Source organism: Dactylosporangium vinaceum (genome assembly GCF_019904175.1).
In the GTDB taxonomy this organism is placed as follows: Bacteria; Actinomycetota; Actinomycetes; order Mycobacteriales; family Micromonosporaceae; genus Dactylosporangium; species Dactylosporangium vinaceum.
In genome coordinates, this window is sequence record NZ_CP061913.1 from 9056733 (window position 1) to 9079609 (window position 22877).

Annotated in this window: 19 protein-coding genes; 11 read left to right on the forward strand and 8 right to left on the reverse strand. The window is 71.6% G+C overall.

Annotation, left to right across the window (positions count from 1 at the left end; translation table 11 throughout):
* Positions 1 to 35: 35 nt before the first annotated feature.
* Positions 36 to 1220: an AbfB domain-containing protein gene (locus tag Dvina_RS40545; RefSeq protein ID WP_223095370.1), complete on the reverse strand. Its 1185-nt coding sequence runs from the start codon at positions 1218 to 1220 to the stop codon at positions 36 to 38.
* Positions 1221 to 1434: 214 nt separating this feature from the next.
* Here Dvina_RS40545 and Dvina_RS40550 point away from each other — a divergent pair, with 214 nt between their 5' ends.
* Together Dvina_RS40550 and Dvina_RS40555 are read left to right on the forward strand one after the other, a co-directional pair.
* Entirely contained in the window at positions 1435 to 2283 is an 849-nt protein-coding gene (locus Dvina_RS40550; protein WP_223095372.1) for an LLM class flavin-dependent oxidoreductase, read from the forward strand.
* A gap of 272 nt (positions 2284 to 2555) precedes the next feature.
* Positions 2556 to 3554, forward strand: a complete 999-nt coding sequence (locus Dvina_RS40555) for an LLM class flavin-dependent oxidoreductase (RefSeq protein ID WP_223095374.1) — start codon at positions 2556 to 2558, stop codon at positions 3552 to 3554.
* 51 nt (positions 3555 to 3605) lie between these two features.
* Here the strand turns inward: Dvina_RS40555 and Dvina_RS40560 are convergent, their stop codons facing one another.
* Both Dvina_RS40560 and eda read right to left on the reverse strand, forming a co-directional pair.
* Complete coding sequence (locus Dvina_RS40560) at positions 3606 to 4703, reverse strand: sugar kinase (protein ID WP_223095376.1); 1098 nt, start codon at positions 4701 to 4703, stop codon at positions 3606 to 3608.
* A complete protein-coding gene (gene eda, locus Dvina_RS40565; protein ID WP_246655633.1) occupies positions 4700 to 5431 on the reverse strand; it encodes a bifunctional 4-hydroxy-2-oxoglutarate aldolase/2-dehydro-3-deoxy-phosphogluconate aldolase in 732 nt (243 codons plus the stop codon). Before eda ends, Dvina_RS40560 begins: the two co-directional genes overlap by 4 nt.
* 29 nt (positions 5432 to 5460) lie before the next feature.
* Between eda and Dvina_RS40570 the strand changes: the two genes are divergently transcribed.
* The gene (locus tag Dvina_RS40570) at positions 5461 to 6204 is read left to right on the forward strand and encodes an IclR family transcriptional regulator (RefSeq protein WP_223095380.1); all 744 of its coding nucleotides are present in this window, start codon (positions 5461 to 5463) and stop codon (positions 6202 to 6204) included.
* Positions 6205 to 6289: 85 nt separating this feature from the next.
* On the opposite strand, the gene Dvina_RS40575 is transcribed toward Dvina_RS40570, so the two are convergent.
* Positions 6290 to 7525 (reverse strand): ROK family transcriptional regulator, encoded by a 1236-nt coding sequence (locus tag Dvina_RS40575; RefSeq protein ID WP_223095382.1) that lies wholly within the window; start codon positions 7523 to 7525, stop codon positions 6290 to 6292.
* A gap of 298 nt (positions 7526 to 7823) precedes the next feature.
* Here Dvina_RS40575 and mmsA point away from each other — a divergent pair, with 298 nt between their 5' ends.
* From mmsA to Dvina_RS40600, 5 genes are all read left to right on the forward strand, one after another.
* Entirely contained in the window at positions 7824 to 9383 is a 1560-nt protein-coding gene (gene mmsA, locus Dvina_RS40580) for a multiple monosaccharide ABC transporter ATP-binding protein (RefSeq protein ID WP_223095384.1), read from the forward strand.
* Positions 9380 to 10678, forward strand: coding sequence for a multiple monosaccharide ABC transporter permease (gene mmsB, locus Dvina_RS40585; protein WP_223095386.1), 1299 nt, complete (start codon positions 9380 to 9382; stop codon positions 10676 to 10678). The genes mmsA and mmsB overlap by 4 nt, the downstream gene beginning before the upstream one ends.
* A 76-nt stretch (positions 10679 to 10754) precedes the next feature.
* On the forward strand, positions 10755 to 11870 hold the full coding sequence (locus tag Dvina_RS40590) for a substrate-binding domain-containing protein (protein ID WP_223095388.1): 1116 nt from the start codon (positions 10755 to 10757) through the stop codon (positions 11868 to 11870).
* A gap of 71 nt (positions 11871 to 11941) precedes the next feature.
* Positions 11942 to 13141, forward strand: a complete 1200-nt coding sequence (locus Dvina_RS40595; RefSeq protein ID WP_223095390.1) for an ROK family transcriptional regulator — start codon at positions 11942 to 11944, stop codon at positions 13139 to 13141.
* Between the two features lie 132 nt (positions 13142 to 13273).
* The gene (locus tag Dvina_RS40600; protein WP_223095392.1) at positions 13274 to 14062 is read left to right on the forward strand and encodes a polysaccharide deacetylase family protein; all 789 of its coding nucleotides are present in this window, start codon (positions 13274 to 13276) and stop codon (positions 14060 to 14062) included.
* Here the strand turns inward: Dvina_RS40600 and Dvina_RS40605 are convergent.
* Positions 14050 to 15012, reverse strand: coding sequence for a sensor histidine kinase (locus Dvina_RS40605; RefSeq protein ID WP_223095394.1), 963 nt, complete (start codon positions 15010 to 15012; stop codon positions 14050 to 14052). The genes Dvina_RS40600 and Dvina_RS40605 overlap by 13 nt on opposite strands.
* A complete protein-coding gene (locus tag Dvina_RS40610; protein WP_223095397.1) occupies positions 15009 to 15632 on the reverse strand; it encodes a response regulator in 624 nt (207 codons plus the stop codon). The genes Dvina_RS40605 and Dvina_RS40610 overlap by 4 nt, the downstream gene beginning before the upstream one ends.
* A gap of 262 nt (positions 15633 to 15894) precedes the next feature.
* On the opposite strand from Dvina_RS40610, the gene Dvina_RS40615 reads away from it, so the two are divergent.
* A complete protein-coding gene (locus Dvina_RS40615) occupies positions 15895 to 16395 on the forward strand; it encodes a Rieske 2Fe-2S domain-containing protein (protein ID WP_223095399.1) in 501 nt (166 codons plus the stop codon).
* A 48-nt stretch (positions 16396 to 16443) separates the two neighbouring features.
* Here the strand turns inward: Dvina_RS40615 and Dvina_RS40620 are convergent, their stop codons facing one another.
* Positions 16444 to 18708 carry a putative bifunctional diguanylate cyclase/phosphodiesterase gene (locus Dvina_RS40620; protein WP_223095401.1) on the reverse strand — a complete coding sequence of 755 codons (2265 nt, stop codon included), beginning with the start codon at positions 18706 to 18708 and terminating at the stop codon, positions 16444 to 16446.
* Positions 18709 to 18884: 176 nt separating this feature from the next.
* Here Dvina_RS40620 and Dvina_RS40625 point away from each other — a divergent pair, with 176 nt between their 5' ends.
* Together Dvina_RS40625 and Dvina_RS40630 are read left to right on the forward strand one after the other, a co-directional pair.
* The gene (locus Dvina_RS40625) at positions 18885 to 19349 is read left to right on the forward strand and encodes a DinB family protein (RefSeq protein ID WP_246655634.1); all 465 of its coding nucleotides are present in this window, start codon (positions 18885 to 18887) and stop codon (positions 19347 to 19349) included.
* Between the two features lie 42 nt (positions 19350 to 19391).
* The gene (locus Dvina_RS40630; RefSeq protein ID WP_223095403.1) at positions 19392 to 20027 is read left to right on the forward strand and encodes an acVLRF1 family peptidyl-tRNA hydrolase; all 636 of its coding nucleotides are present in this window, start codon (positions 19392 to 19394) and stop codon (positions 20025 to 20027) included.
* A 48-nt stretch (positions 20028 to 20075) separates the two neighbouring features.
* Here Dvina_RS40630 and Dvina_RS40635 read toward each other — a convergent pair whose 3' ends face one another.
* Complete coding sequence (locus Dvina_RS40635; protein ID WP_223095405.1) at positions 20076 to 22733, reverse strand: discoidin domain-containing protein; 2658 nt, start codon at positions 22731 to 22733, stop codon at positions 20076 to 20078.
* Between the last annotated feature and the right edge of the window lie 144 nt (positions 22734 to 22877).

Consider the following 22877-nt stretch of genomic DNA (forward strand, 5'->3'; position numbering starts at 1 on the left):
CTCGACAGCTTCTCATTGCATTGCGGCGTTCGTGTTTACGGGGCCCAGGGCGGTGCGACGGCCCAGGTGATGTCCGGGACGAAGCTGCCGGTGCTGTCCTGCGCCGCGGTCCCGCCGGGGGTGGCCAGCCACAGCTCGGCGTTGATGTGGCGCAGGTAGGAGCCCGGGAAGTTCCAGGACGCCAGGCGCACGCCGCCGGCACCGGTCTTCGGGCACCAGGTCGCGTCGGCGCGCATCAGGGCGCCACCGTCGTCCGCGCTGATCTTGACCCGGCCGTTCTGGTGGCGCAGGTAATAGGTCGGGTAGTTGCGCGCCTGGAGGCTGTAGCAGCCGCCGGCCAGGCCCGGGACGACCTTCCACGTGGCGTCCTGCTTGAGCAGCGCGTCGCTCGCGGACGAGACCGTCTCGGTGTAGCCCAGACCGTTCTGGTGGCGGGCGTACCGCGTGGTGCAGCAGGCGGTCGTGGCCCGCAGCGAGACGTAGGAGCCGGCCGGGAGCGTGGTCGCGGCCCCGTCGTCGCCGGCCGAGCCGGGCACGGCGGCCAGGGCGGACGCCCAGCGCGCGGCCATCTTGTCGTATCCGCCGCGGTTGGGATGCACCCCGTCGGCGAGGTCGGCCGTGGTGAGCGCGGCGTGCATGTCGACGAAGTGCACCTTGGCGCCCTTGCCGGCGACGATCCCGGGCAGTGTGGCGTTGAACGCGGCGGCGCCGGCCTCCCGCCCGGCGTCGGACAGCGGGATGATCGAGGCGACGAACACCTCGGCGTTCGGCGCGGCCGTGCGCACCTTGTCGACGAGCGCCGAGAGCCGCGCGGGCGCGGTGCCCAGGGCGTAGTTCTGGATCACGTCGTTGGTGCCGAGGTGGATGAGCACGCTGCGCGGGGCGGTGGCGGTGACCCAGGCCGTGGCGTTCGCGTCGACCTCGTCGATCCGCCAGCCCGGGTGTCCCTCGTGGTCGTGGTCGGGCAGGTCGGCCGGCCCGTTGAACTGCGAGCCGACGAAGTCGACCGGGTGCCCGGCGTTCGCGAGCGCGCGCCACAGGTTGATCCGGTATCCGCCCGGCACGTTGAACCCGTCGGTGATCGAGTCGCCGAGCGGCATGACGCGCACGCCGCCGTTCGACTCGGCGTGGGCCGCGGACGGAGCGCTCAGCAGCGCCGCGACGGTGGCGGCCGCCGCGACGAGCACGGTGAGCAGACGACGGTTCCTCGGTCGGCGCATGGCGTGAAGCTATGCGTTCGTTTCATTGTTGTACATGTTTGAATCTTGTGTGATCTTGTAGCGCCGGGTGTGGGTGCGGTATCGTGCCGCTCGGAACTCCGAATTCCGCGCCCTGGATCGACGTCGCAGGTGGGCGCCGGGACCTCGCCCGGATCGCGAGGAGGAGGTGGCGACAGCACTGTCGGCTGCCCACCTTCTGTAGGAGTACCACACCATGCAAATCGGTATCGGCCTGCCCATCAGCGACCCCGCGCGACTGCCCGAGTGGGCCCGCCGCGCCGAGGCGGCCGGGTTCGCCTCCGTCGCGCTGCTGGACCGCCTCGCCTACGACAATCCCGAGCCGCTCGTCGCGCTGTCGGTCCTGGCCGGGGCGACCACCCGGATCCGGCTGCAGACCGAGGTGCTGCTGGCCCCGCTGCGCTCCACGGCCGTCCTGGCCAAGCAGGTCGCCACCCTCGACCGCATGTCGGGCGGCCGGTTCACGCTCGGCGTCGGCGTCGGCGGCCGGGACGACGACCACGCCGCGGCCGGCGTGCCACTGCGACAGCGCGGCGCGCGGATGGACGCGATGCTCACGGACCTGCGCACGATCTGGTCCGGCGCACCCTACCCGGAAACGCCGATCGGCCCGGCGCCCGCCACCCCCGGCGGCCCGCCCCTGCTCATCGGCGGCTTCGCCCCCGCGGCACTCGCCCGGGTGGCCCGCTTCGCCGACGGCTTCCTGTGCGCCGCCCCGCTGCAGTGGGCCGGCGGCCTGGTCCGCACCGTCGAGGACCAGTGGGCGGCCGCCGATCGCCCCGGCCGCCCCCGCCTGGTCTGCCAGATCAACGCGGCGACCCCGGCCACCGCCGAGCAGGCGAGGACGGCCGCGGCGGCGTACTACGCGTTCACCGGCCGCGCGGGCTGGGGCGAACCGATAAGCGACCCGCACCAGCTGGCCGATACAGTGGCCGCCTACGCCGACTTCGGCGCCGACGAGCTGATCCTGTACTGCCACGGCGACGACCCCGACCAGATCGCCCCACTGGCCTCCGCCGCCCGCGCGGGCCGAGACGATGGGTGACGGGTTGTCACGGAGCGCAACCGGGGTAAATGCGAATTAGATTCATCTGTTACGGTGTGAAGAGGACGGAACGGGGGTCGCACCGAACCGCCCCTTTCCCTTGCCGCATAAGGCTTTGCCAGCCCGGGCACGGTTCGATTTTCGGCGTTGCCCGGGCCTGGCGGAGTTCGGCTTTCCGGGCTCGAGTTGCAGGGCTTCGTGGTTGCCGGGCTTCGCAAGTGACAGGGCCCTGATAGTTGTAGGTTCGTCAGGAAGGCAGGCCGGACTCAGCGATGGCGCGTGTCGGGGTGATGCTGCCGCGGGACCTCCCCGCGACTCAGGTGCTGGCCTACGCCCGCGAGGCCGAACGGCTCGGATTCGACGAACTCTGGGTCGTCGAGGACCTGGGCTTCCGCGGCGGCGTGGCCCAGGCCGGCGCGGTCCTCGCGGCAACGGAACGGATCGTGGTCGGCATCGGCATCCTGCCGGCCGGCGCCCGCAACGCCGCGTTCGCCGCGATGGAGCTCGCCACCCTGGCCCAGCTGTTCCCGGCCCGGCTGATCGCCGGCATCGGGCACGGCATGCCGGACTGGATGCGGTCGGTCGGCGTACGCCCGGCCAGCCCGCTCACCCTGCTGCACGAGTTCACGGTCGCCGTGCGCACGCTGCTGCGGGGTGAGCCGGGCCCGCCCGCCGGCCGCTACGTGAACGTGGAGGGCGTCGTCATCGGCGAGGTACCGGCGACGGCGCCCCCGGTCGTGCTCGGCGTGCGCGGGCCGAAGTCGATCGCCGTCGCCGGCGCGGTCGCGGACGGGCTCCTGCTGGCCGAGCCGGCGAACCCGCTGTACGTTGCCGAGTCCGTCAAGCGCCTGACCGGCCCGCCGCCGGAGGTGATCACCAGCGGCTCTCCCTCGCCCGACGTGATCCTCTCCGGCTCGCCCGAGGTGATCACGTACGACGCGGCGGTCGTCGGCGACGATGGTCCGGCCGCCCGCGACCTGGTGCGGCCGGGGCTGGTCTGGATCGGCGAGCCGGACTGGGCCCCGCACCTGGCCCCGCTGCCGATCGCCGCCGCCCTCACCGAGCACCGCCGCGCGTCACCGACCCGCGAGGCGTTCGCGGCGACGATGCCCGACGAGTGGGTGCGGGAGCTGTCCCTCGCGGGAACGGCCGAGGAGGTGCGGGCCCGGATCGCCGCCCGCCACGCCGCCGGCGCCACGAGCTGCGTGCTGATCCCCGCCGAACCCGACCCCCTGCGAAGCCTCTCCCGCCTGGCCGCCGTAATGCCCTGACCGCTATGCAAGGCGGCCGACTATGTACAAGCCGGCCGATCGACCACCGGCCTACCGCTGCACCCGCGCCCCGGCGCCCTTCACCAGCGCCTCGACCTCCTTCAGGCTGGCCATCGACGTATCGCCCGGCGTCGTCATGGCCAGCGCACCGTGCGCGGCGCCGTACTCCACCGCCGTCTTGAGGTCGCCGAACGTCATCAGCCCGTAGATCAGGCCCGACGCAAAGCTGTCACCGCCGCCCACCCGATCCAGAATCTCCAGCGCCGGGCGGTGCGTGGCCTCGGCGAACGCGCCGTCCGCCCACGCGATCGCGCCCCAGTCGTTGACCGTGGCCGTGTGGACGCCGCGCAGCGTGGTCGCGACGACCTGGAAGTTCGGGTACGCCGACACCGCCGAGCCGATCATCGTGCGGAAGTTCGCCGACTCCAGCGCGCCGCCGCCGTGCAGGTCCGTATCGGGGACGGCGAGGCCCAGCGAGGCGGTGAAGTCCTCCTCGTTGCCGATCATCACGTCGATGAGCGGGGCCAGGCGGCGGTTGACCTCGCGGGCGCGTTCCTGGCCGCCGATGGCTTTCCAGAGGCTGGGGCGGTAGTTGAGGTCGTACGAGATGACGGTGCCGTGGCGGCGGGCGGTGGACAGGCACGCCTCGATGACGTCCGGTGTGGTCTCGGACAGCGCGGCGTAGATGCCACCGGTGTGCAGCCAGCGCACGCCCAGGGTGCCGAACAGGTGCTCCCAGTCCACATCGGACGGTTGGAGCTGCCCGGCCGCCGTGTGGCCGCGGTCGGAGACGCCGACGGCGCCGCGGACGCCGAAGCCGCGTTCGGTGAAGTTGAGGCCGTTGCGGGCGGCGCGGCCGATGCCGTCGTACGGGACCCACTTCACGAACGTCGTGTCGACGCCGCCCTGCAGGATCAGGTCCTCCAGCAGGCGGCCGACCTCGTTGTCGGCGAACGCGCTGATCAGCCCGGTGCGCAGGCCGAAGCAGCGGCGCAGGCCGCGGGCCACGTTGTACTCGCCGCCGCCCTCCCACGCGCGGAACTGCCGGGCGGTGCGGATGCGGCCCTCGCCCGGGTCGAGGCGGAGCATGACCTCGCCGAGCGACATCAGGTCGTAGCGGCACTCCCCGGCCGGCCGGACGGTGATCATGACACCCCCGAAGCAGAAGCCGAAGAAGCAGAAACAGCAAGCGCCGCCTTGGTACGGGCGGTCACGCCGTCCCAGTCGCGCGCGGCAAGCAGCTCCGGGGCGACCATCCAGGTGCCGCCGACCGCGAGCACCGACTTGACCCCGAGGTACGAGGCCAGGTTGCCGGTGTTGACGCCGCCGGTCGGGATGAACCGGACGCCGCCGAAAGGCGCCGAAAGGGCCTTCAGCATGGGTACTCCCCCGAGCTGCTCGGCCGGAAAGAACTTCACGATGTCCAGGCCGGCGTCCAGGGCCTGCATGATCTCGGTCGGCGAGGCGGCACCGGGAAAGACCGGCACGCCCCTGGCCTGGGCCCGGGCCACGACCGTCGGGCTGAAGCCGGGGCTGACGATGAACCGGGCGCCCGCGTCCACGGCCCTGTCGACCTGCGCGGCGGTGAGCACGGTACCCGCGCCCACGAGCATCCCGGGCCGCTCGGCCATGGCCTTGATGGCGGCGGCCGCGGCGGCGGTCCGGAACGTCACCTCGGCGCAGCCCAGGCCGCCCGCGACGAGCGCATCGGCCAGGTCGGCGGCGTCGGCGGCGTCCTCGAGCACCACCACGGGGATGATCTTCTTGGCGGCGATGACGTGCGCCAGGTCCGGATCGGCGGCGCTGCGCGCGGACCGGTCCGGGCCGGGGCCCGTACCAACGACGGGGGTTTGTTCAGTATGATGAACGTCGGTCACATCCGTGACCATAGTGCACCGGAGGTCGCGTGACCACTCCCGTGAAGTCCGCCGACCGGACCCTCGACATCCTGGAGGCGCTGGCCACGGCGGGCCCGTCGACGCTGTCCGAGCTGACCCGGCTCCTCGACATCCCCAAGAGCAGCCTGCACGGGATCCTGCGCACGATGACCGCCCGCGGCTGGATCGAGGCGACCGACACCCGCTTCCGGCTCGGGCTGAAGGCGCTGCAGGTCGGTGCGGCGTACCTCGACGCCGACGACACTGTCGGCCTCCTGGCCGGCATCCTCGACGACCTGGCCGCCCGGTTCGGCGAGACCACCCACCTCGGGCGCCTCGACGGCCCCGACATCATCTATGTGGCCAAGCGGGAATCCATTCACCCCCTTCGCCTGTACTCCGCAATAGGCCGACGCCTGCCCGCGCACGCGACAGCCCTCGGCAAAGCATTGCTGGCGACCCGGCCGCCGGCGGAGGTCGACGCGCTCCTGCCCGACCCCCTGCCGGCCCTGACACCGCACACGATCACCGACCGCGGCGCACTCCACGCCGAGCTGACCGCCATCCGCCGCAGCGGCTACGCCGTGGACCGCGAGGAGAACACCGAGGGCATCGTGTGCGTGGCCCGCACCGTCCCGATGCGCGACCCGATCACCGACGCGATTAGCCTGTCCATCCCGAAGAGCCGGGTAGGTGAGTCCACAGTGGACGAAGTGGCGACCGCCCTGGAGGCCGCCGTCCACAAGGCCGCAAGCGCGAAGCGCTTTCTCTGACCCACCGCCGCACCTTCACCACCGCCAGGTCACCGCTGCGGCGGCACCGCTTTGCCGGCGGGATGTCCGGGCGCCGGCGGCCGCGCTACCCGGCCAGGAGCGAGGAGACCTGCGGGGAGTAGGTGGCGTGCAGCACGAGGGCGGCGCCCCCGATCACGGCCGCGTCGTCACCAAGGGGTGACAGGGCGACGTCGACGGTGCGGATGCGCCGGGCGATGGCCCGCTCCCCCAGGGCCCGGACGACGGCCTGGCGGAACTGCGTCTCGACGCGCCGGATGCCGTGCCCGCCGAGAATGATCAGTTCGACGTCGACGATGTTGACAACGTTGACAGCGACCGCGGCGAGGCGCTCGGCGGCCTGTCCGATGACCTTCATGGCGAGCGCATCGCCCGCCGCGGCGGCGTAACAAAGGGCCTGATGGTCCACAGTAGACGGTGATCTTCGGAAGGCCTTCATGAGAGCGCTCTCATGGCCGGCGGCGAGAAGACGGTGGGCGTCGGCGACGAGCGCCGCCGGGTTGATGAGGCTCTCGAGGCAGCCGCGGTTGCCGCAGTAGCAGTCGGGGCCACTCTCCGTAACCGAGGTGTGCCCGAACTCGGCGGCGTTCATGGAGCCGCCCCGATGGACCTGGTGACCGAGCACGAGACCGCCCCCGACACCGGTGCCGAGGAAGAAGTACGCGAAGTTCGCCACCCCGCGCCCGGCCCCGGCCCAGCGCTCGCCGATCGCCGCCGCGGTCGCGTCGTTGTCCAGCGTGACCGGCAGCCCGGTGGCATCGGCGAGCATCTGCTTGAGCGGCACCCGGGTCCATTCCGACAGCTGCGGCGGCGAGATGACCTCGCCGAGCGACTGGTCGATCGGCCCGGGCGTGGCCAGCCCGAGGCCGAGCACGCTGTCGCGGGCCACGCCGGCCTCGGCCAGGACCTCGCCGACCAGGCCGGCCATCGCGGCCGTGACCTTGGCCGGGTCCATGTCGGCCGGGGTCGGGCGGCGGGCCGTGACGAGCGGCCGGCCCAGCAGGTCGACCACGACGCAGGCCAGCTCGACCGGGTCGAAGTGCAGGCCGACGGCCCGTCCGGCGTCGGCGTTGATGCGCAGCACGGTGCGTGGCTTGCCGCCGCTCGACGAGCGGGCGCCGTCCTCGCGGACGATCCCCTCGTCGATCAGCCGGCGCACGATGCCGGAGACCGTCTGCGGCGTGAGGCCGGTGTGCTCCGCGATCTCGACGCGGCTCGTGCCGTCGGCCAGCTGGATCTGATCCAGCACGACCGCCCGGTTGTACTGCCCGACCTTGGGGAGATTTGTCCCGACTTGCCGCACCCAGCCTCCCGCCTACGTACCGTTACCTACATGATGCCCTGCGCCGTTGACTTAGTAAAGCAATTGGATTTAGAGTCCGACACGCGCAGCTAACACCCCGGACACGTGAGAGCGCTTCCCGGACGGCTGCGGCGACCGTCCAGGTGCTAGATCATTGCCGGATTGTTACCAAGAAACAACGGACGGGACTGGGCAGGGTCGCCACACTTGCAATAAGTTGGTCGTCACAACAAACCTGGCTGGCGGCTACAGCCCCCCTCGGAGGCAACATGATGTCGGTGACAAGGCGGCTCGTGTCATGAGCACCCCGGCAAGCGGCGCACCGATCCTGCTCGAGATGCGGTCGATCACCAAGGAGTTCCCCGGCGTCAAGGCACTCGCCGACGTCAACCTGGTGGTCCGCGAGGGCGAGATCCACGCGATCTGCGGCGAGAACGGCGCCGGAAAGTCGACGCTGATGAAGGTGCTCAGCGGCGTCTACCCATATGGTTCGTACAACGGCCAGATCTTCTTCCAGGGCTCGGAGCTGCGCTTCAGCGACATCCGGGGCAGCGAGAAGGCCGGCATCGTGATCATCCACCAGGAGCTGGCCCTGGTGCCCCACATGTCCATCACGGAGAACCTGTTCCTGGGCAACGAGCCTCGCAAGAACGGCTCCTACGACTGGACGGGCGCCAACCGCCGGGCCCACGAGCTGCTGACCCAGGTCGGCCTGCGCGACGACCCCGACACCCTCATCAAGGACATCGGCGTCGGCAAGCAGCAGCTGGTCGAGATCGCCAAGGCGTTCGCGAAGGACGTCAAGCTGCTCATCCTCGACGAGCCGACCGCCGCGCTCAACGAAAACGACTCCAAGCACCTGCTCGACCTGCTGCGGGAGTTCAAGTCGCGGGGCATCACCTCGATCATGATCTCGCACAAGCTCAACGAGATCGAGGACGTCGCCGACTCCATCACGATCCTGCGTGACGGCAAGACGGTCGAGACGCTCGAGGTCGGCGCCGAGGGTGTCAACGAGGACCGGATCGTGCGCGGCATGGTCGGCCGGGACCTGGAGAGCCGGTTCCCCGACCACACGCCGAACATCGGTGAGGTCTTCTTCGAGGTCCGCGACTGGACGGTGCGCCACCCCATCTCGGCCGACCGTCTGGTCTGCAAGCACTCCAACTTCAACGTCCGCCGCGGTGAGATCGTCGGCTTCGCCGGCCTCATGGGCGCCGGGCGCACCGAGCTGGCGATGAGCCTGTTCGGCCGCTCCTACGGCGTGTACCAGTCGGGGCAGATCTTCAAGGACGGCCAGGAGATCAAGCTGCACTCGGTCGCCGAGGCGATCGCGCACGGCCTGGCCTACGTCAGCGAGGACCGCAAGTCGATCGGGCTCAACCTGCTCGACGACATCAAGACCTCGACCGTCGCCGCGAAGCTGTCGAAGATCACGCGGCACGGGGTCATCGACGAGGTCGCCGAGCACAAGGTCGCCGAGGAGTACCGCAAGGCGCTACGGGTCAAGGCGCCGACCGTCGACGAGGGCGTCAACAAGCTCTCCGGCGGCAACCAGCAGAAGGTCGTCCTGGCGAAGTGGATGTTCACCGACCCCGACCTGCTGATCCTCGACGAGCCCACCCGCGGCATCGACGTCGGTGCGAAGTACGAGATCTACGGCATCATTCAGCGGCTGGCCGACCAGGGGAAGGGCGTCATCGTCATCTCCTCCGAGCTGCCCGAGCTGCTGGGGCTGTGTGACCGCATCTACACCGTGTTCGAAGGCAACATCACCGGTGACGTCCCGCGCGCCGAGGCCAACCCGGAACTCCTCATGAAGCAGATGACCTCAACGAAGAAGATGCCGACGCGATGAGCCGACTCAAGGACCTCCAGAAGAACCTGTTCGGGGGCACGACCTCGAACGCCCGCCAGTTCACGATGATCTTCACCCTCGTGGCGATCATCATCCTGTTCCAGATCCTGACGGACGGGCTGACCCTCAACTCCGGCAACCTGATCTCGCTGACGCAGCAGTACGCGTACATCTCCGTGCTGTCCATCGGCATGCTCATGGTGATCGTCGCCGGCCACATCGACCTCTCGGTCGGCTCGGTGGCCGCGTTCGTCGGCATCATCGTGGCCAAGACGATGCGCGACGGCGGTGTGCCGTGGTGGGTCGGCATCCTGATCGGCCTCGGCGTGGGCGCCGTGATCGGTGCATGGCAGGGCTTCTGGGTCGCCTACATCGGGGTGCCCGCCTTCATCGTCACGCTGGCCGGCATGTTGATCTTCCGCGGCGCCAACCAGTACACCGGCAACGCCGAGACCGTCGCGGTGCCGAAGACCTTCACGCAGATCGGCGCCGGGTACCTCCCGGAGTGGGGCCCCAACACGGGGTACAACAACAGCACCTTGCTTCTGGGTCTCGTCGCCTGTCTCGCCGTGGTGTGGCGGGAGTTCCAGTCCCGCAAGACCCGCCGCCTGATGGAGGCCGACCCCAGCCCCATGTGGGTGTCGGTGCTGCGGATGGCCATCATGGTCGCGGTCATCGTCTTCGCGACGCTGCGCTTCGCCGGCGGCCGCGTCGGCACCAGCTTCCCGATCTCGGGCTGCATCCTGGCCGCGCTTGTCATCGCGTACTCCTTCTACACCCGCAACACCCCCGGCGGCCGGCACATCTACGCCGTCGGCGGCAACGCCCGGGCCGCGGAGCTTTCCGGCGTCAAGCTGCGCCGCGTCAACTTCTTCGTCATCATGAACATGTCGATCCTGGCCGCGCTGGCCGGCATGATCTTCGTGGCCCGCTCCGGCGCCTCCGGCCCGCAGGACGGCCTGAGCTGGGAGCTGGACGCCATCGCGGCCGTCTTCATCGGCGGGGCCGCGGTCGCCGGCGGCATCGGCACCGTGAGCGGCGCCATCGTCGGCGGTCTGGTCATGGCCGTGCTGAAGAACGGCCTCCAGCTGATGGGCATCGGCACCGACCGCGAGCAGATCATCCGCGGCCTGTTCCTGCTGCTCGCCGTCGCGCTCGACGTCTACAACAAGAGCCAGGGACGGTTCTCGATCATCGGATCGATCATGCGTCCCTTCCAGCGGCAGGAGAACACCGATCCGGCCGCGCCCAACCAAGCCGGTCAGGAGTCAATCAAGGCTCCCGTCGGCGGCTGAAACACCCCGCCGCGCACCCTGGCGGCACGACGCCCCTATCCCCAGTAACATCCCGAAAGAAAGGGCTTTCAAAGCCATGCGCAAGTTCCTCACCAGGAGCCTAGCGGTCAGCGCCATCGCGCTGGTTGCGCTGAGCACCGCCGCGTGCGGCAGCAGCGACCGCGACACCGCGTCCACCGGCTCTTCCGGCGCGACCAAGGGCTTCGCCAAGGACGCGACGATCGGCGTCGCCCTGCCGTCGAAGACCTCCGAGAACTGGGTCCTCGCCGGTGACCTGTTCACCAACGGCCTCAAGGACGCGGGCTTCAAGGGCGACGTGCAGTACGCCGGCGCGTCGACCACCGTCGCCGACCAGCAGTCGCAGATCTCGTCCATGATCACCAAGGGCGCGAAGGTCATCGTCATCGGCGCGACCGACGCCGCGCAGCTGGGCACCCAGGTCAAGCAGGCCAAGGACTCCGGCGCCGTCGTCATCGCCTACGACCGGCTCATCACCGGCACCGCCGACGTCGACTACTACGTCGCGTTCGACAACTTCAAGGTCGGCCAGCTCCAGGGCCAGGCCCTGCTGGACGGCATGAAGGCCAAGAAGCCGACCGGCCCGTGGACCATCGAGCTGTTCTCCGGCTCGCCGGACGACAACAACGCCGGTGTCTTCTTCAACGGCGCCATGGACGTGCTCAAGCCGCTGATCGACAAGGGTGACCTGGTCGTCGGCTCCGGCCAGAAGGACGTCAAGCAGACCGCCATCCAGGGCTGGAAGGCCGAGGGTGCGCAGGCCCGCATGGACACCATCATGACCTCGACCTACGCCACCGGTGGCAAGACCCTCGACGGCGTCCTGTCCCCGAACGACACCCTGGCCCGCGCGATCATCACCTCGGTGAAGGCCGCCGGCAAGCCGGTCCCGGTCGTCACCGGCCAGGACTCCGAGGTCGAGTCGGTCAAGAGCATCATGGCCGGCGAGCAGTACTCCACGATCAACAAGGACACCCGCAAGCTGGTTGCCCAGACGATCGAGATGGTCAAGAAGCTGCAGGCCGGTTCCGAGCCGGACGTGAACGACACCAAGTCCTACAACAACGGTGTCAAGGTCGTCCCCTCGTACCTGCTCCCGCCGGTCATCGTGACCAAGGCGAACGCGGCCGAGGCCTACGCCAACGACCCGAAGCTCTCGCCGCTCACCAAGTAACACCGGCAACAGCATCGTGGGTCCCCGGAGCGTCTTGCCGGGGACCCACGTTCGTTCTGGAGGCGTAAAGCGTGTCCTCCTCCACCAGCAGCAGCCCGCAGGAGTCGGTGCGCCGGCAGAACCTGGGGGCCCTGCTCCGCTACATCCACGTCCGCGGCGCGACCTCGCGGGCGGAGCTCACGACCCGGCTCGGCCTGAACCGCAGCACCATCGGAGCCCTGACCGCCGACCTGGCGACCGCCGGCCTGATCGATGAGGGTGTACCGCAGGAGACCGGCCGCGCCGGCCGCCCGTCGATCGTGGTCCGGCCGCGGTCGTCGCGCGTCTACGGGTACGCCCTGAGTCTCGAGCTCGACCGGCTCCGCGCCGCCCGCGTGGGCCTCGGCGGCCGGATCCTCGACGACCGCAGCGCCGCCCGCCCCGCCGGCACCGACCCGGCGCCCACCGTCGCCGCCCTGGCCGCTCTCGTCGCCGACATGCAGCGCACCGCCCGCGGCGGCGCGGCCGGCCCGGACGGCGCGGCCTGCGTCGGCTCCGCCCTGGCCGTCTCCGCGTCCGTGCGCCACCACCTCGGCTGGGCCGATGAAACGATCGAATCCGCGCTGGCCCCGGCCTTGACCCCGCACACCGGCGCGGCCGCCGGCCCGTTCGTCGGCGGCCTGGCCGACCTGGCCGCCCTGGCCGAGCACACCCGCGGCGCCGCCGCCGGCGCCGACAACGTCATCTACCTGCACGGCGACGCGGGCATCAGCGCCGGCATCATCGCCGGCGGCCGCCGCATCACCGGCTACGGCGGCCACGGCGGCGAGGTCGGCCACATGGTCGTCAACCCGGGTGGCCGCCTGTGCGGCTGCGGATCCCGCGGCTGCTGGGAGACCGAGATCGGCGAACGCGCCCTCCTGCACCTGGCCGGCCGGGCCGTGCCGACCGCCGGCGCCGCGGTGGCCGCCACCGTCCTGGCCGCCCGGGACGGCGACGAGCACGCCCGAGCCGCGGTGGTGCACGCCGCCGACTGGCTGGGCTTCGGCGTGGCGAACCTGGTCAACATCTTCAACCCGACGGTTGTCGTCTTCGGCGGCACCCTGCGCGAGCTGTACGTCTCCGGCGCCGACGAGGTCCGCCACCGCCTGTACACGATGGCCCTCCCCGCCTGCCGCGCCCACGTGGCCCTGCACACCCCGCAGCTGGGCGCCGACGCGGCCCTGGTCGGCGCGGCCGAGCTGGCCTTCGAGCCCCTCCTGACCGACCCCCTCTACGCCGTCAAGCCCTGACCGCCCACGTCCCCCACCGCGGCCGGGGTCGGTTGTCCGCCGCTCGACGGGTCCGTTCGTTGCGGGAAACCCGCAACTGTGGTGCGGGCCGGTACCGAGGCCGGGCCGGGCGGTGCGTCCCAGACTTGGGCGGTGCGGTCACGACTCCTGGTGCTTGTCGGCGTGGCACTGCTCGCGACCGGGTGTGCAGCCCATGACGAGGCGCAGGTCCAGGGGCGGCCCGGTCCTTCGGTGACGGCCTCCGGCCCGGAGGTGTCCGGTGGATCCGGGCTCAGCGCTGCGCTGCTGGCCCGGGTCCCGCACTTCGCCGCGCCGCCCGCTCCGCAGCCGGTCTCGGTGCCCGCCGGCCCGTCGGCCGGGTGGTACAGCGCGATCCCGACGACCCAGCCGGTCGCGTTCATCACCATCGACGACGGCTGGACCAAGGACCCGCACGCCCTGGACCTGTTCAAGGCGGCCCACGTGCCGATCACGCTGTTCCTGGAGATCAACGCCATCAAGTCCGACCCGGGGTACTTCACCCAGCTCCAGCAGGCGGGCGCGGTGATCGAGGCGCACACGATCTCCCACCCGGAGCTCAAGGGCAAGTCCTACGACGTGCAGAAGCACGAGATCTGCGGCTCGGCCGACGAGCTCGGCCGCCTCTACGGGCGCCGGCCGCTGCTGTTCCGGCCGCCGTTCGGCGACAAGGACGCGACAACGCTGCGGGTGGTGCACGACTGCGGGATGAAGGCCGCGTTCTTCTGGCGGGAGACGACCGACAAGGGCATCGTGCGATACCAGGCCGGGCAGCAGGTCAAGGCGGGCGACATCGTGCTCATGCACTTCCGCCCGGCGTTCGTGGACGACTTCCTGGCGGTGCTCAAGGCGATCGCCGACGCGGGCCTGACGCCGGCCTCGCTGGAGTCCTACATCTCCTGAGCGGCCTGGGCGGGCAGTTCCAGGCGCACGACGGTCCCGCCGGAGGGACCCGAGCCGACGAAGAGCTCCGCGCCCAGCAGCTCGGCCCGTTCCTGCATGCCGAGCAGCCCGTGGCCGGCCTTGAACCCGGCCGGAGGCGCCCCGGGCCCGTCGTCGCGCACGAGCACCCGCACCGCCGGCCCGTGGGTCGTCGCCTCGATCCGCACCCGCCCGCCCCCGGCGTGCCGGACGGCGTTGGTCAGCGCCTCCTGCACGATCCGGTACACCGCCGTCTCCACGGTCGCCGGCAGCCGGGGCAGCCCGTCGACGGCGACCTCCACGTCGATTCCGTCGCGGTCCCGGGCGTTGCGGGCCAGGTCCTCGAGGGCCGCCGCCAGGCCGAGCGCGTCAAGGGCGAGGGGCCGCATCTGGGCGATGAGCCGGCGCAGTGACTGGATCTGCCGCCCGACGATCTCCCGGGCGTCGGCGACCCCGGCCGGTGTGGCCAGCAGGACCTGGACGGCGGCCAGCTCCTGCAGCGTGTCGTCGTGCAGCTCCCGGGCCCACCGCCGCCGCTCGGCCTCCGCCCCGTCCAGCCGCGAGCCCGCTTCCCGCAGCCGCGCCCGCCGCCGCTCCAGGGCCGCCTCCCGCAGCGCCAGCCCGGCCGTGGCGAACAGCAGCGCCACCGGGATGAGCAGGAGCAGCACCTCGGGCGCCGGCTGCCGGCTCTCCTGCCACAGCGCCGCCACGGCGATGAGCGCCGCGATGCCGGCCGCCGCCAGCAGCCGGGCCCGCACCGCCGAGCGCCGGGGTGCGCCGGCCGGCGCCAGCGCGAGGGCGAGCAGGAACACCATGCCCGCGCCCGCGCCCGACCAGAGCTCGGCCCGCGGCGCGACCCCGCCGAGCTCCAGCACGATCGCCGTGCCCAGCAGCACGACCCCGACGCCGGCCAGCGCGGCGACCCGCTTCACGGCAGCAGCCCCATCCGGTGGGCGGCCGCCACCAGCTCCGCCCGGCTGCCCAGTCCGAGCCGGGCCCGCAGGCTGGCCCGGTGCGTCTCCACCGTCCGCAGGCTGACCGCCAGCCGCTGGGCCACTTCGGCGTTGGTGTGCCCGGCGGCCAGCAGCGCCAGCACGTCGCGCTCGCGGGGGCTCAGCGCGTCGGCGGGCTCGGGGCGGCTGCGGGCGAGGCGGGCGCCGAGCTCGGCGTCGACGTACACGGAGCCGTGCATGACGGTCTCGACGGCGCGCAGCAGCTCGTCGGCGGCGGCTTCCTTGAGGACGTAGCCGTGGACGCCGCCGGCGAACGCCTCCCGCGCGAACGACACGTCGTCGTGCATGGTCAGCACCACGATCCGCGGGGGCGGGTCGGCCGCGAGGAGCTCCGCCAGCACGGGGAGCGCGCTTTCGGCGCCGAAGCTGAGGTCGAGCACGATGAGGTCCGGCCGCAACCGGTGCGCGACCGCCCGCAGCTCCGCCAGGCCGGCCGCTTCGCCCTCGACCCGGCACCGGGGATCGCCGGCCAGGAGCGCCCGCAGGCCGGCCCGGACGACCAGGTGGTCGTCGGCCAGCAGGATTCGCCAGGAGGTCACCCTCACTTTCTACTCCCCGGAGGCGGCGGCGACGGCGGCGCAGTGCTCGTGCGGCCGGGGTGAGCAACGGCGCGGCGCCGGGGGCCGGATCGTGCCTGTGGCATGGCGTTGCGTAGCCGGCGGGCGGTCGAGCGGTTTCGACACCGCAGAACTAGATAATCTTCCATGTGTCTATGTAGGCTTGCCAAGCCCTCAACTAAAAGCGCGCCACAACGCTGTGGCGGGCTGTGCCCTGCCCGCACATCGAAGGGACATCGTGGCAATGACCGAAGACCGCGTGCAACCCGCGCTCTGCGCTCACCGGCGGGCGCTGCTCGCCGGGATCGGCGGACTGGGAGCCGTCTCTCTCCTGGCCGCGTGCGGCGATGACGGCGCCACCGCGAACACGCCCGCCTCTGCCCCGGCCGAGCAGGCTGCCGGGAAGCCGTCCGCGCCGGCCGCCGGCCAGCCGTCCGCCAACGCGTCAGGCGGCGCGAAGACGGGGCCTGTCGGCGACACCGCCCAGGTGCCGGTCGGCAGTGGCATCGTGCAGAACGGCGTGCTCATCGTGCAGCCCGTCAGTGGAACTTTCAAGGTGTTCGACGCCGCCTGCCCGCACAAGGGTGTGCTCGTGAAGCCGCCGGAAAACGGCGTCGTGCTGTGCCCGGCGCACGCCTCGAAGTTCAACCCGGCGGACGGCGCGAAGATCTCGGGGCCGACGCCCACCGGGCTCAAGGAGCTCAAGTCGAAGATCGACGGCACCACCATCATGCGCATGGAGTGAGCGAGGGGCGGCCGCCGGACACCGGGCGGCCGCCCGTACGGGCCGGGGTCAGGAACGCCCGGCCGGCGCAGCGGCCCGGCGCAGTGACGTGAGCTCGGCCGCCGGCACCGGGCGCCCGTAGTAGTAGCCCTGCGCGTACTGGTACCCGAGCCGGCGCAGCGCCGCCGCCTGCTCCTCGGTCTCGACGCCCTCCGCGACCGCGCGCAGCCGCAGGCCGTCGGCGATGCCGATCAGGGCCTCGGCGATGACCGACCGCTCGCCGGCGTCGGTCACGTTGTCCACAAAGGACTTGTCCACCTTCAGCACGTCGACCGGGCAGGTGCGCAGCAGGCCCAGCGACGAGTGTCCGGTGCCGAAGTCGTCGAGCGCCACCTGCACCCCGAGCCGCTTCACGGCGTGCAGCTCGTCGAGCGCGGACCCGCCGTCGAAGACCGCCGTCTCCGTCACCTCGACCATGAGGCAGGACGGCGGCAGTCCCGCGGTCCGCAGCTCGTCGCGCAGCGTGGCGGCGAACCCGGTCTCACGCAACTGGCGCGGGGAGACGTTGACGGAGACGTACCGCAGAGCATCGGGTCCCAACTCTCTTCGCCACTGCGCGGCCTGGCGCAGCGCCTCGGTCAGCACCCACTGCCCGACCGGCACGATCATCCCGGTGCGCTCGGCCGCCGGGATGAACAGGTCGGGCCGGATCATGCCGCGCTCCGGGTGCTCCCAGCGCACCAGCGCCTCCACGCCGACCGGGCCGCCGTCGTCGAGGCGCACGATCGGCTGGTAGAACACACGCAGCTGGCCGAGGTCGAGCGCGGTGCGCAGCTCGGCCGCGACCCGGGCCTGCTCGGCGCCGCGCTGGTCCATCGCCGAGTCGTACGCGACCTGGCGGCCCTTGCCCTGGACCTTCGCCGCGTACATGGCCACGTCGGCCCGGCGCAGCAGCTCGTCGGCGTCGCTCAGCTCGGACTCGCCGACCGCCACGCCGATGCTCGCCTCGACGACGAGCGCGTGGCCGGCCGCGTCCACGGGCAGGCGCAGCCCCGCGGCCACGGTCCGCAGGACCCGCAGCGCGGCGGGCTCGTCGGCGGCCGGGAATACCAGGGCGTACTCGTCCCCGCCGAGCCGGGCCACGAGCGCCCCCGGCATCAGCTCCCGCAGCCGGCCCGCGACCGCGCGCAGGAGCGCGTCGCCGGTGGTGTGCCCCAGGTCGTCGTTGATGGCCTTGAAGTCGTCGATGTCGACGAGCGCGACCGCCACCCGCTCGCCCCGCCCGAGCTCGTCGGTGATGTGCTGGGTGAGCAGCCGCCGGTTGGCCAGGCTGGTGAGCGAGTCGTGCCCGGCCTGCCAGGCCAGCGACCGCACCAGCTCGGCGTTGTCGCGCAGCGCTGTCACCTGGCGCGCGCCCACGAGCAGCACCTGGGTCACCGCGCCGATGGCGACGCCGAGGATGTCCGCGCCGTGCATCCAGGCGTCGGCGAGCAGCAGCAGGCAGGTGGCGAGGACGCCCGCGTAGGACACGAAGCCGGGCCGCTCGCGCTGCCGTGGCGTCGCCGGGACGACGCGGGCGGCGCGGCGCTGCCGGTCGGCCGCGAAGGTGAGCACGAGGCAGGTGATGGGCAGGAGGATGGGGGTGCCGTTGAGGTACGGCCGCGGCCCCAGCAGCGGTGCCAGCGCCCCGCCGAGCCCACCGACGGCACCGGCCGAGGCGAGCAGGTAGAGCGCCCGCCGGTCCAGCGGCCCGGTGCCGGTGAACGCGATCTTCACGAACGCGAACACGCACACGGCGAGACACCCGAGCAGCGCCATGATGGCGCGGACCCCTGTCACGTTGCCGCCCGACCACGACTGCCAGTCGCTGAGCAGGAAGTGCCAGGCGAACGTGGCGACGGTGACGAGTACCGTGCCGCAGTCCAGACCGAAGCGCAGCCACTCACCGCGGGTCCGCGGCGCACCCGGGATGCGGAACATGGCCCACAGCAGCACCACGAGGCCACCCACGTAGATGCCGGCGGTCAGCGAGCCCACGTGCCCGGTCCGGGCGATCCCGCGCGCCATGTCGGCTCCGTTGCTGACCGCTCCGAGCCCGATGAAGGCCATGGCCACCGCGACGTGCCGCCAGAACCGCGCCGCCCCCGGCGCGATCCCGGGCGCCGCCGCGGCCCGCAGGCAGGCGGCGATGCCGAACCCGACAGCGCAGGGCACGGCGATCCAGCTGACCGCGGCCGGCGTGGGCCGCACGAGCCCCACCGCGAACCACCCCTCGGCCAGCAGGGCCAGCACCGAGGCCGCGATGAGCAGCCGTGTCGGTCGCCAGGGCGCCACCCTCTCCACGCCGCCGAGATCGGCACCACAGCCCCGTTCATGAAACAAACCCGAGATTCGGCGGTTGCCGGGGCCCCTTCGCTCCCGTCCCGGGCGCCGGAGCCGGGCCGGCGCGGGCGCCGCGGGTGCACGGTCGTTCGGCCGGGACCGAACGATCGCGGCCCTACCGTGCCGGCATGGAGTATCCGCAAGTCACCGAGGCCGACGTCACCACCCTGATCGACGCCGCCGTCGCGGAGGTGCTGAGCATCGCGGCGGGCTGGCTCGGGTGGGACGGGCGGCCCGTGGTGTTCGACGGCAATGCGTGGACGCCGCACAAGGCGCTGCGGCGGGTGACCGATCACCTCATCGACCACCTGGCCGAGATCGAGTGCCGGCTGGCCGGGATCGAGCCGCTCGCCGATCACTGGCATGGGCGGGCGGTCACGACGCACGCCGACGTTGCCCGGTTCACGGAGTCCGACCTGGACGAGGCGACGAGCCGGTTGACGCGGCTCGCCGTCACCTACCGGGCGCGGCTGCGGGGCCTGGCCCCTGACCGGCTGGACCTGCGGCCCGACGCCGCGACCTGGACGGTGCGGGAAGTGGTGCACCACGTCTCGGAGGTCACGTACTACGCGCGGACCATGGCCACGGGGTGACGCACTGGCGGACGCCGATCCGGCGCGGGCTAGGTTGGACGGATGGTGACGGCGAAGCCCGCGGCCGGCGGCGGGCGGTGGGTGGAGATCTCGCCGGAGCGGCTGCGCGGGTGGCTCGACGGGTTCTACGGGCGCCATCAGGGTGCCGACGAGTCGGGACTGGTGCTGACCGGGACGAACAACGGCGACCGGGCGACGCTGTTCCCGCCGCCCGGGCTGGACGGCGTGGCCGACATCGACGCGCTGCTCACCGGCGTCGCCACCCCGCCGCGGATCGGGCTGCTCCTCGCGCGCAAGGGTGCCATGGCGGCGGGCATCGTGGACGGCACCGCCATCACCGCCTCCAAGGTGGAGCGCTTCCACGTGCACGGGCGCACCGCGGCCGGCGGCTGGTCGCAGCAGCGCTACGCCCGCCGGCGCGACAACCAGGCCGACCAGGTGGCCGGCAAGGCCGCGGACATCGCCGAGCGGATCCTGCTGCCGGAGGTGGCGACCCTCGCCGCGCTCGTCTGCGGCGGCGACCGCGGGACCGTCGACGCGATCCTCGAAGACCGCCGCCTCGCACCGCTGGCCGCCCTGCGCCACGAGCGGCTGCTCGAGGTGGCCGAGCCCCGCCTGATCGTGCTGGAGGAGGCGGCCGTGGCCGCGCGCAAGGTGCGCATCCACCTGGTGCCGTAACGAAACGGGCCGCCCCGGAGGACGGCCCGTCTCGTGAACACGTGCTGCTTACGGGAAGCTGATCACGTTGTGCGGGACGACCGCGCTCGGCAGCGCCGCATCACCCGTGTCGTTGATGACGTGGGTGATCGAGCCCTTGCCCAGGGACACGGTCAGGATGTTGTGGAACTTGACGTTGGCGTTGACCGGCGTCTCGTACGAGTGGTACGCGGCGATGGACTCGTCGGTCGTGAAGACGCAGTAGCTGCCCATGCCCCACGCCTCGTGCGAGGTGACGGTGTTGGCGACCTTGTACGCGGCGTAGCCGGTGATCCCGTCGTGGGACCAGGCCGCGGCCGACGGCGGGTCGTAGGGCAGCTCGTTCTGGAAGAAGATCGTCTTGCCGCCGTTGCCGTTCCAGATGACGTTGTACTTCTCGAAGTGCTCCACGAACAGCCCGTACGCCGTCACGTTCTGCCCGTTGACGATCAACCCGGTGTCCGACGGGTTGGACGTCCAGCCCGCCCCGGCACCGTGGTCGGCCCGCCACGCCCAGATGTGGTCGATGATCGTGTTGTTGTTGTTCACCACGAGCGCGTTCGTCACCTTCGCCGCGCCCGCACCACCGACCCGCAGGAACACGTCGGAGATGAGGTTCGGAGCACCCGCGTGGTTGCCCGAAGCCCCCGCCGGACCGACCTGCAGCAGCGCCGGGGAGTTCGTCGGACCCGCATCGAACAGCAGCGACGCGATCTTCACCCCGTCGACGTCACCGACCTGCATCGGCAGCACACCGTTGTCGGCCACGATCGTCGCGTAACCCAGACCCAGCACCACCGTGTTGGCCCGGTTCACGTTCACCGTCTGGCTCAGGTGGTACACACCCGGCGTGAACAGCAGGTTCAGACCCTGCGCCACCGCCTGGTTCAGCGTCGCCGCGGTCACACCCGGCTTCGCCACATAGAACTGGCTCAGCGGCAGCGACGTGCCCGGGGTCTGCCCGTTGATCCAGGTCGCACCGCTGCTGTTGGTGCGCAGCGACGGGACGAAGACGCGGTAGCCCGAGGCGTCGGCGTAGAGGTACGGCTTCTCCTGGGTCACCGGCGAGGTGGCCAGGGTGGTGTACGGCGGGTTCGGGAAGCTGTTCGCCGGGGCGCCCTGCACGCCGGAGAACACCATGTTCCACACGGAGCCGTTCCAGCTGCCGATGGTGGAGTCCCGGGTGAACCACTGCTGCTGCGAGCAGGGGTTGATGTTGCCGCTGACCCGCGAGTCGGCGATGTACCCGCCCGAGGCCCAGCCACAGTTCGGGCTGGCCAGGGTCATGCCGCCGTGCACGTCCATCCGGCGGAACGGCGCGGCCTGGGCGACGGCCCAGCGGTCGACGCCGGAGACCGGGTAGACCGACAGGTTCTCGGCCGAGCGCCAGAAGTTCTGGGTCGCGTTGCCCTGGAACCAGCCGGCGTCGACGGTGACGTCACCGTGGATCTGCACGTCCTGCGGGTTCTGCCCGAGGCCGTTGATCGACGTGTAGAAGCCGATCTGGGCGTTCAGGCCGCTGTAGGAGCCCGGCTTGAACAGGAACTGGTAGCGCTCGGTGCCGAACTGGTTGGTCTCCTGCTGGGTGAAGACCTGGTCGAGCTTCGCCTGGATCGTGGCCGACGACTGGCTCGGGTCGAAGACGATGACGTTGGAGCCGAGGTCACCGCCGCCGGGCAGAGCCGGGCCGGTGCTGGTGCTCGGCGTCGGGCTGACGCTCGGCGACGGGGACGTGCTGGTCGGCGTCGTGCCGCCGGTGTTCACGATGAACTCCCAGGCCGAGTAGCCGTATCCGGTACCGCGGGCGGTGCCGTACAGCCGGACCCAGCGCCCGGAGCCGCTGAGGCCGCTGAGCACCTGGTTGCCGCCGGTGCCACCGGTGACCGACTTGATGGTCGTCCACGCGGCGTTGTCGGTCGAGGTCTGGATCTGGAAGTCCTTGCCGTAGGCGGCCTCCCAGTTGATCGTCACCTGGCAGATCGACTGGACCGAGCCCAGGTCGACGCGCAGCCACTGCGGGTCGCTGGCGGCGCTGGACCAGCGGGTGCCGCCGTTGCCGTCGACGGCCGCGGAGGCCGGGGTCCCGGCGTTCTCGGTGCTCGACGCGTCGGCCGTCTTGCCCTGCGCGGCGTTGGTGGCGGTGTTGCACGGGCCGCCGGTCGGGTTGGTGCCGGTGAACGAGCCGAAGACCTGGAACTCCCACAGCGAGTAGCCGTAGCCGGTGCCCCGGGCCGTGCCGTACATCCGCACGTAGCGGCCGCTGCCGGTGACGCTCAGGGTCTGCGTGCCGCCGGTGCCGGTCGTGGTCGAGTAGACGTTCGTCCACGTGTTGCCGTCGGGGGACGTCTGGATCTGGAAGGACTTGCCGTAGGCACCCTCCCAGAACAGCTTGACCTGCGAGATCGTCGCGTTCGCGCCCAGGTCGACGCGGATCCACTGCGGGTCGGTGAAGGCGCTCGACCAGCGGGTGCCGGTGGTGTTGCCGTCGAACGCGGCGGAGGCGGGGGTGCCGGCGTTCTCGTCGGACGACGACGTGGCCGTCTTGCCCTGTGAGATCAGGGTGTCGGCGGCCGAGGCGGACAGGGTCGTCGTGATCGCGTACGTCACCAGCACCACGAGCGCGGCGACGACGGCAATGATCAGATTTCGGCGGCGGTGGCTCGCCGTTGGCGGTGCGGCGGTGTGCATCTCTGCTCCTGATTCAGGGCATGGCGGCAGCCCGGGACCGTCTGCCGCGGGGGTGCGGCGACGGGCCTTGTGTTCCGGCAGCCGGGGTGTCAGGCTCACGAGACCGGGAACGGGCGGCCCGGGAACCGGGGGTGGGGTTGGGAG

What these genes read in the sequence shown, in the direction of transcription:
- Dvina_RS40615 (WP_223095399.1), top strand. Translation starts at nt 15,895, where the DNA reads ATGACCGAAGACCGCGTGCAACCCGCGCTCTGCGCTCACCGGCGGGCG.
- Dvina_RS40555 (WP_223095374.1), top strand. Translation starts at nt 2,556, where the DNA reads ATGGCGCGTGTCGGGGTGATGCTGCCGCGGGACCTCCCCGCGACTCAG.
- Dvina_RS40550 (WP_223095372.1), top strand. Translation starts at nt 1,435, where the DNA reads ATGCAAATCGGTATCGGCCTGCCCATCAGCGACCCCGCGCGACTGCCC.
- mmsB (WP_223095386.1), top strand. Translation starts at nt 9,380, where the DNA reads ATGAGCCGACTCAAGGACCTCCAGAAGAACCTGTTCGGGGGCACGACC.
- Dvina_RS40630 (WP_223095403.1), top strand. Translation starts at nt 19,392, where the DNA reads ATGGTGACGGCGAAGCCCGCGGCCGGCGGCGGGCGGTGGGTGGAGATC.
- Dvina_RS40545 (WP_223095370.1), bottom strand. Translation starts at nt 1,220, where the DNA reads ATGCGCCGACCGAGGAACCGTCGTCTGCTCACCGTGCTCGTCGCGGCG.
- Dvina_RS40560 (WP_223095376.1), bottom strand. Translation starts at nt 4,703, where the DNA reads ATGATCACCGTCCGGCCGGCCGGGGAGTGCCGCTACGACCTGATGTCG.
- Dvina_RS40590 (WP_223095388.1), top strand. Translation starts at nt 10,755, where the DNA reads ATGCGCAAGTTCCTCACCAGGAGCCTAGCGGTCAGCGCCATCGCGCTG.
- mmsA (WP_223095384.1), top strand. Translation starts at nt 7,824, where the DNA reads ATGAGCACCCCGGCAAGCGGCGCACCGATCCTGCTCGAGATGCGGTCG.
- Dvina_RS40635 (WP_223095405.1), bottom strand. Translation starts at nt 22,733, where the DNA reads ATGCACACCGCCGCACCGCCAACGGCGAGCCACCGCCGCCGAAATCTG.
- Dvina_RS40625 (WP_246655634.1), top strand. Translation starts at nt 18,885, where the DNA reads ATGGAGTATCCGCAAGTCACCGAGGCCGACGTCACCACCCTGATCGAC.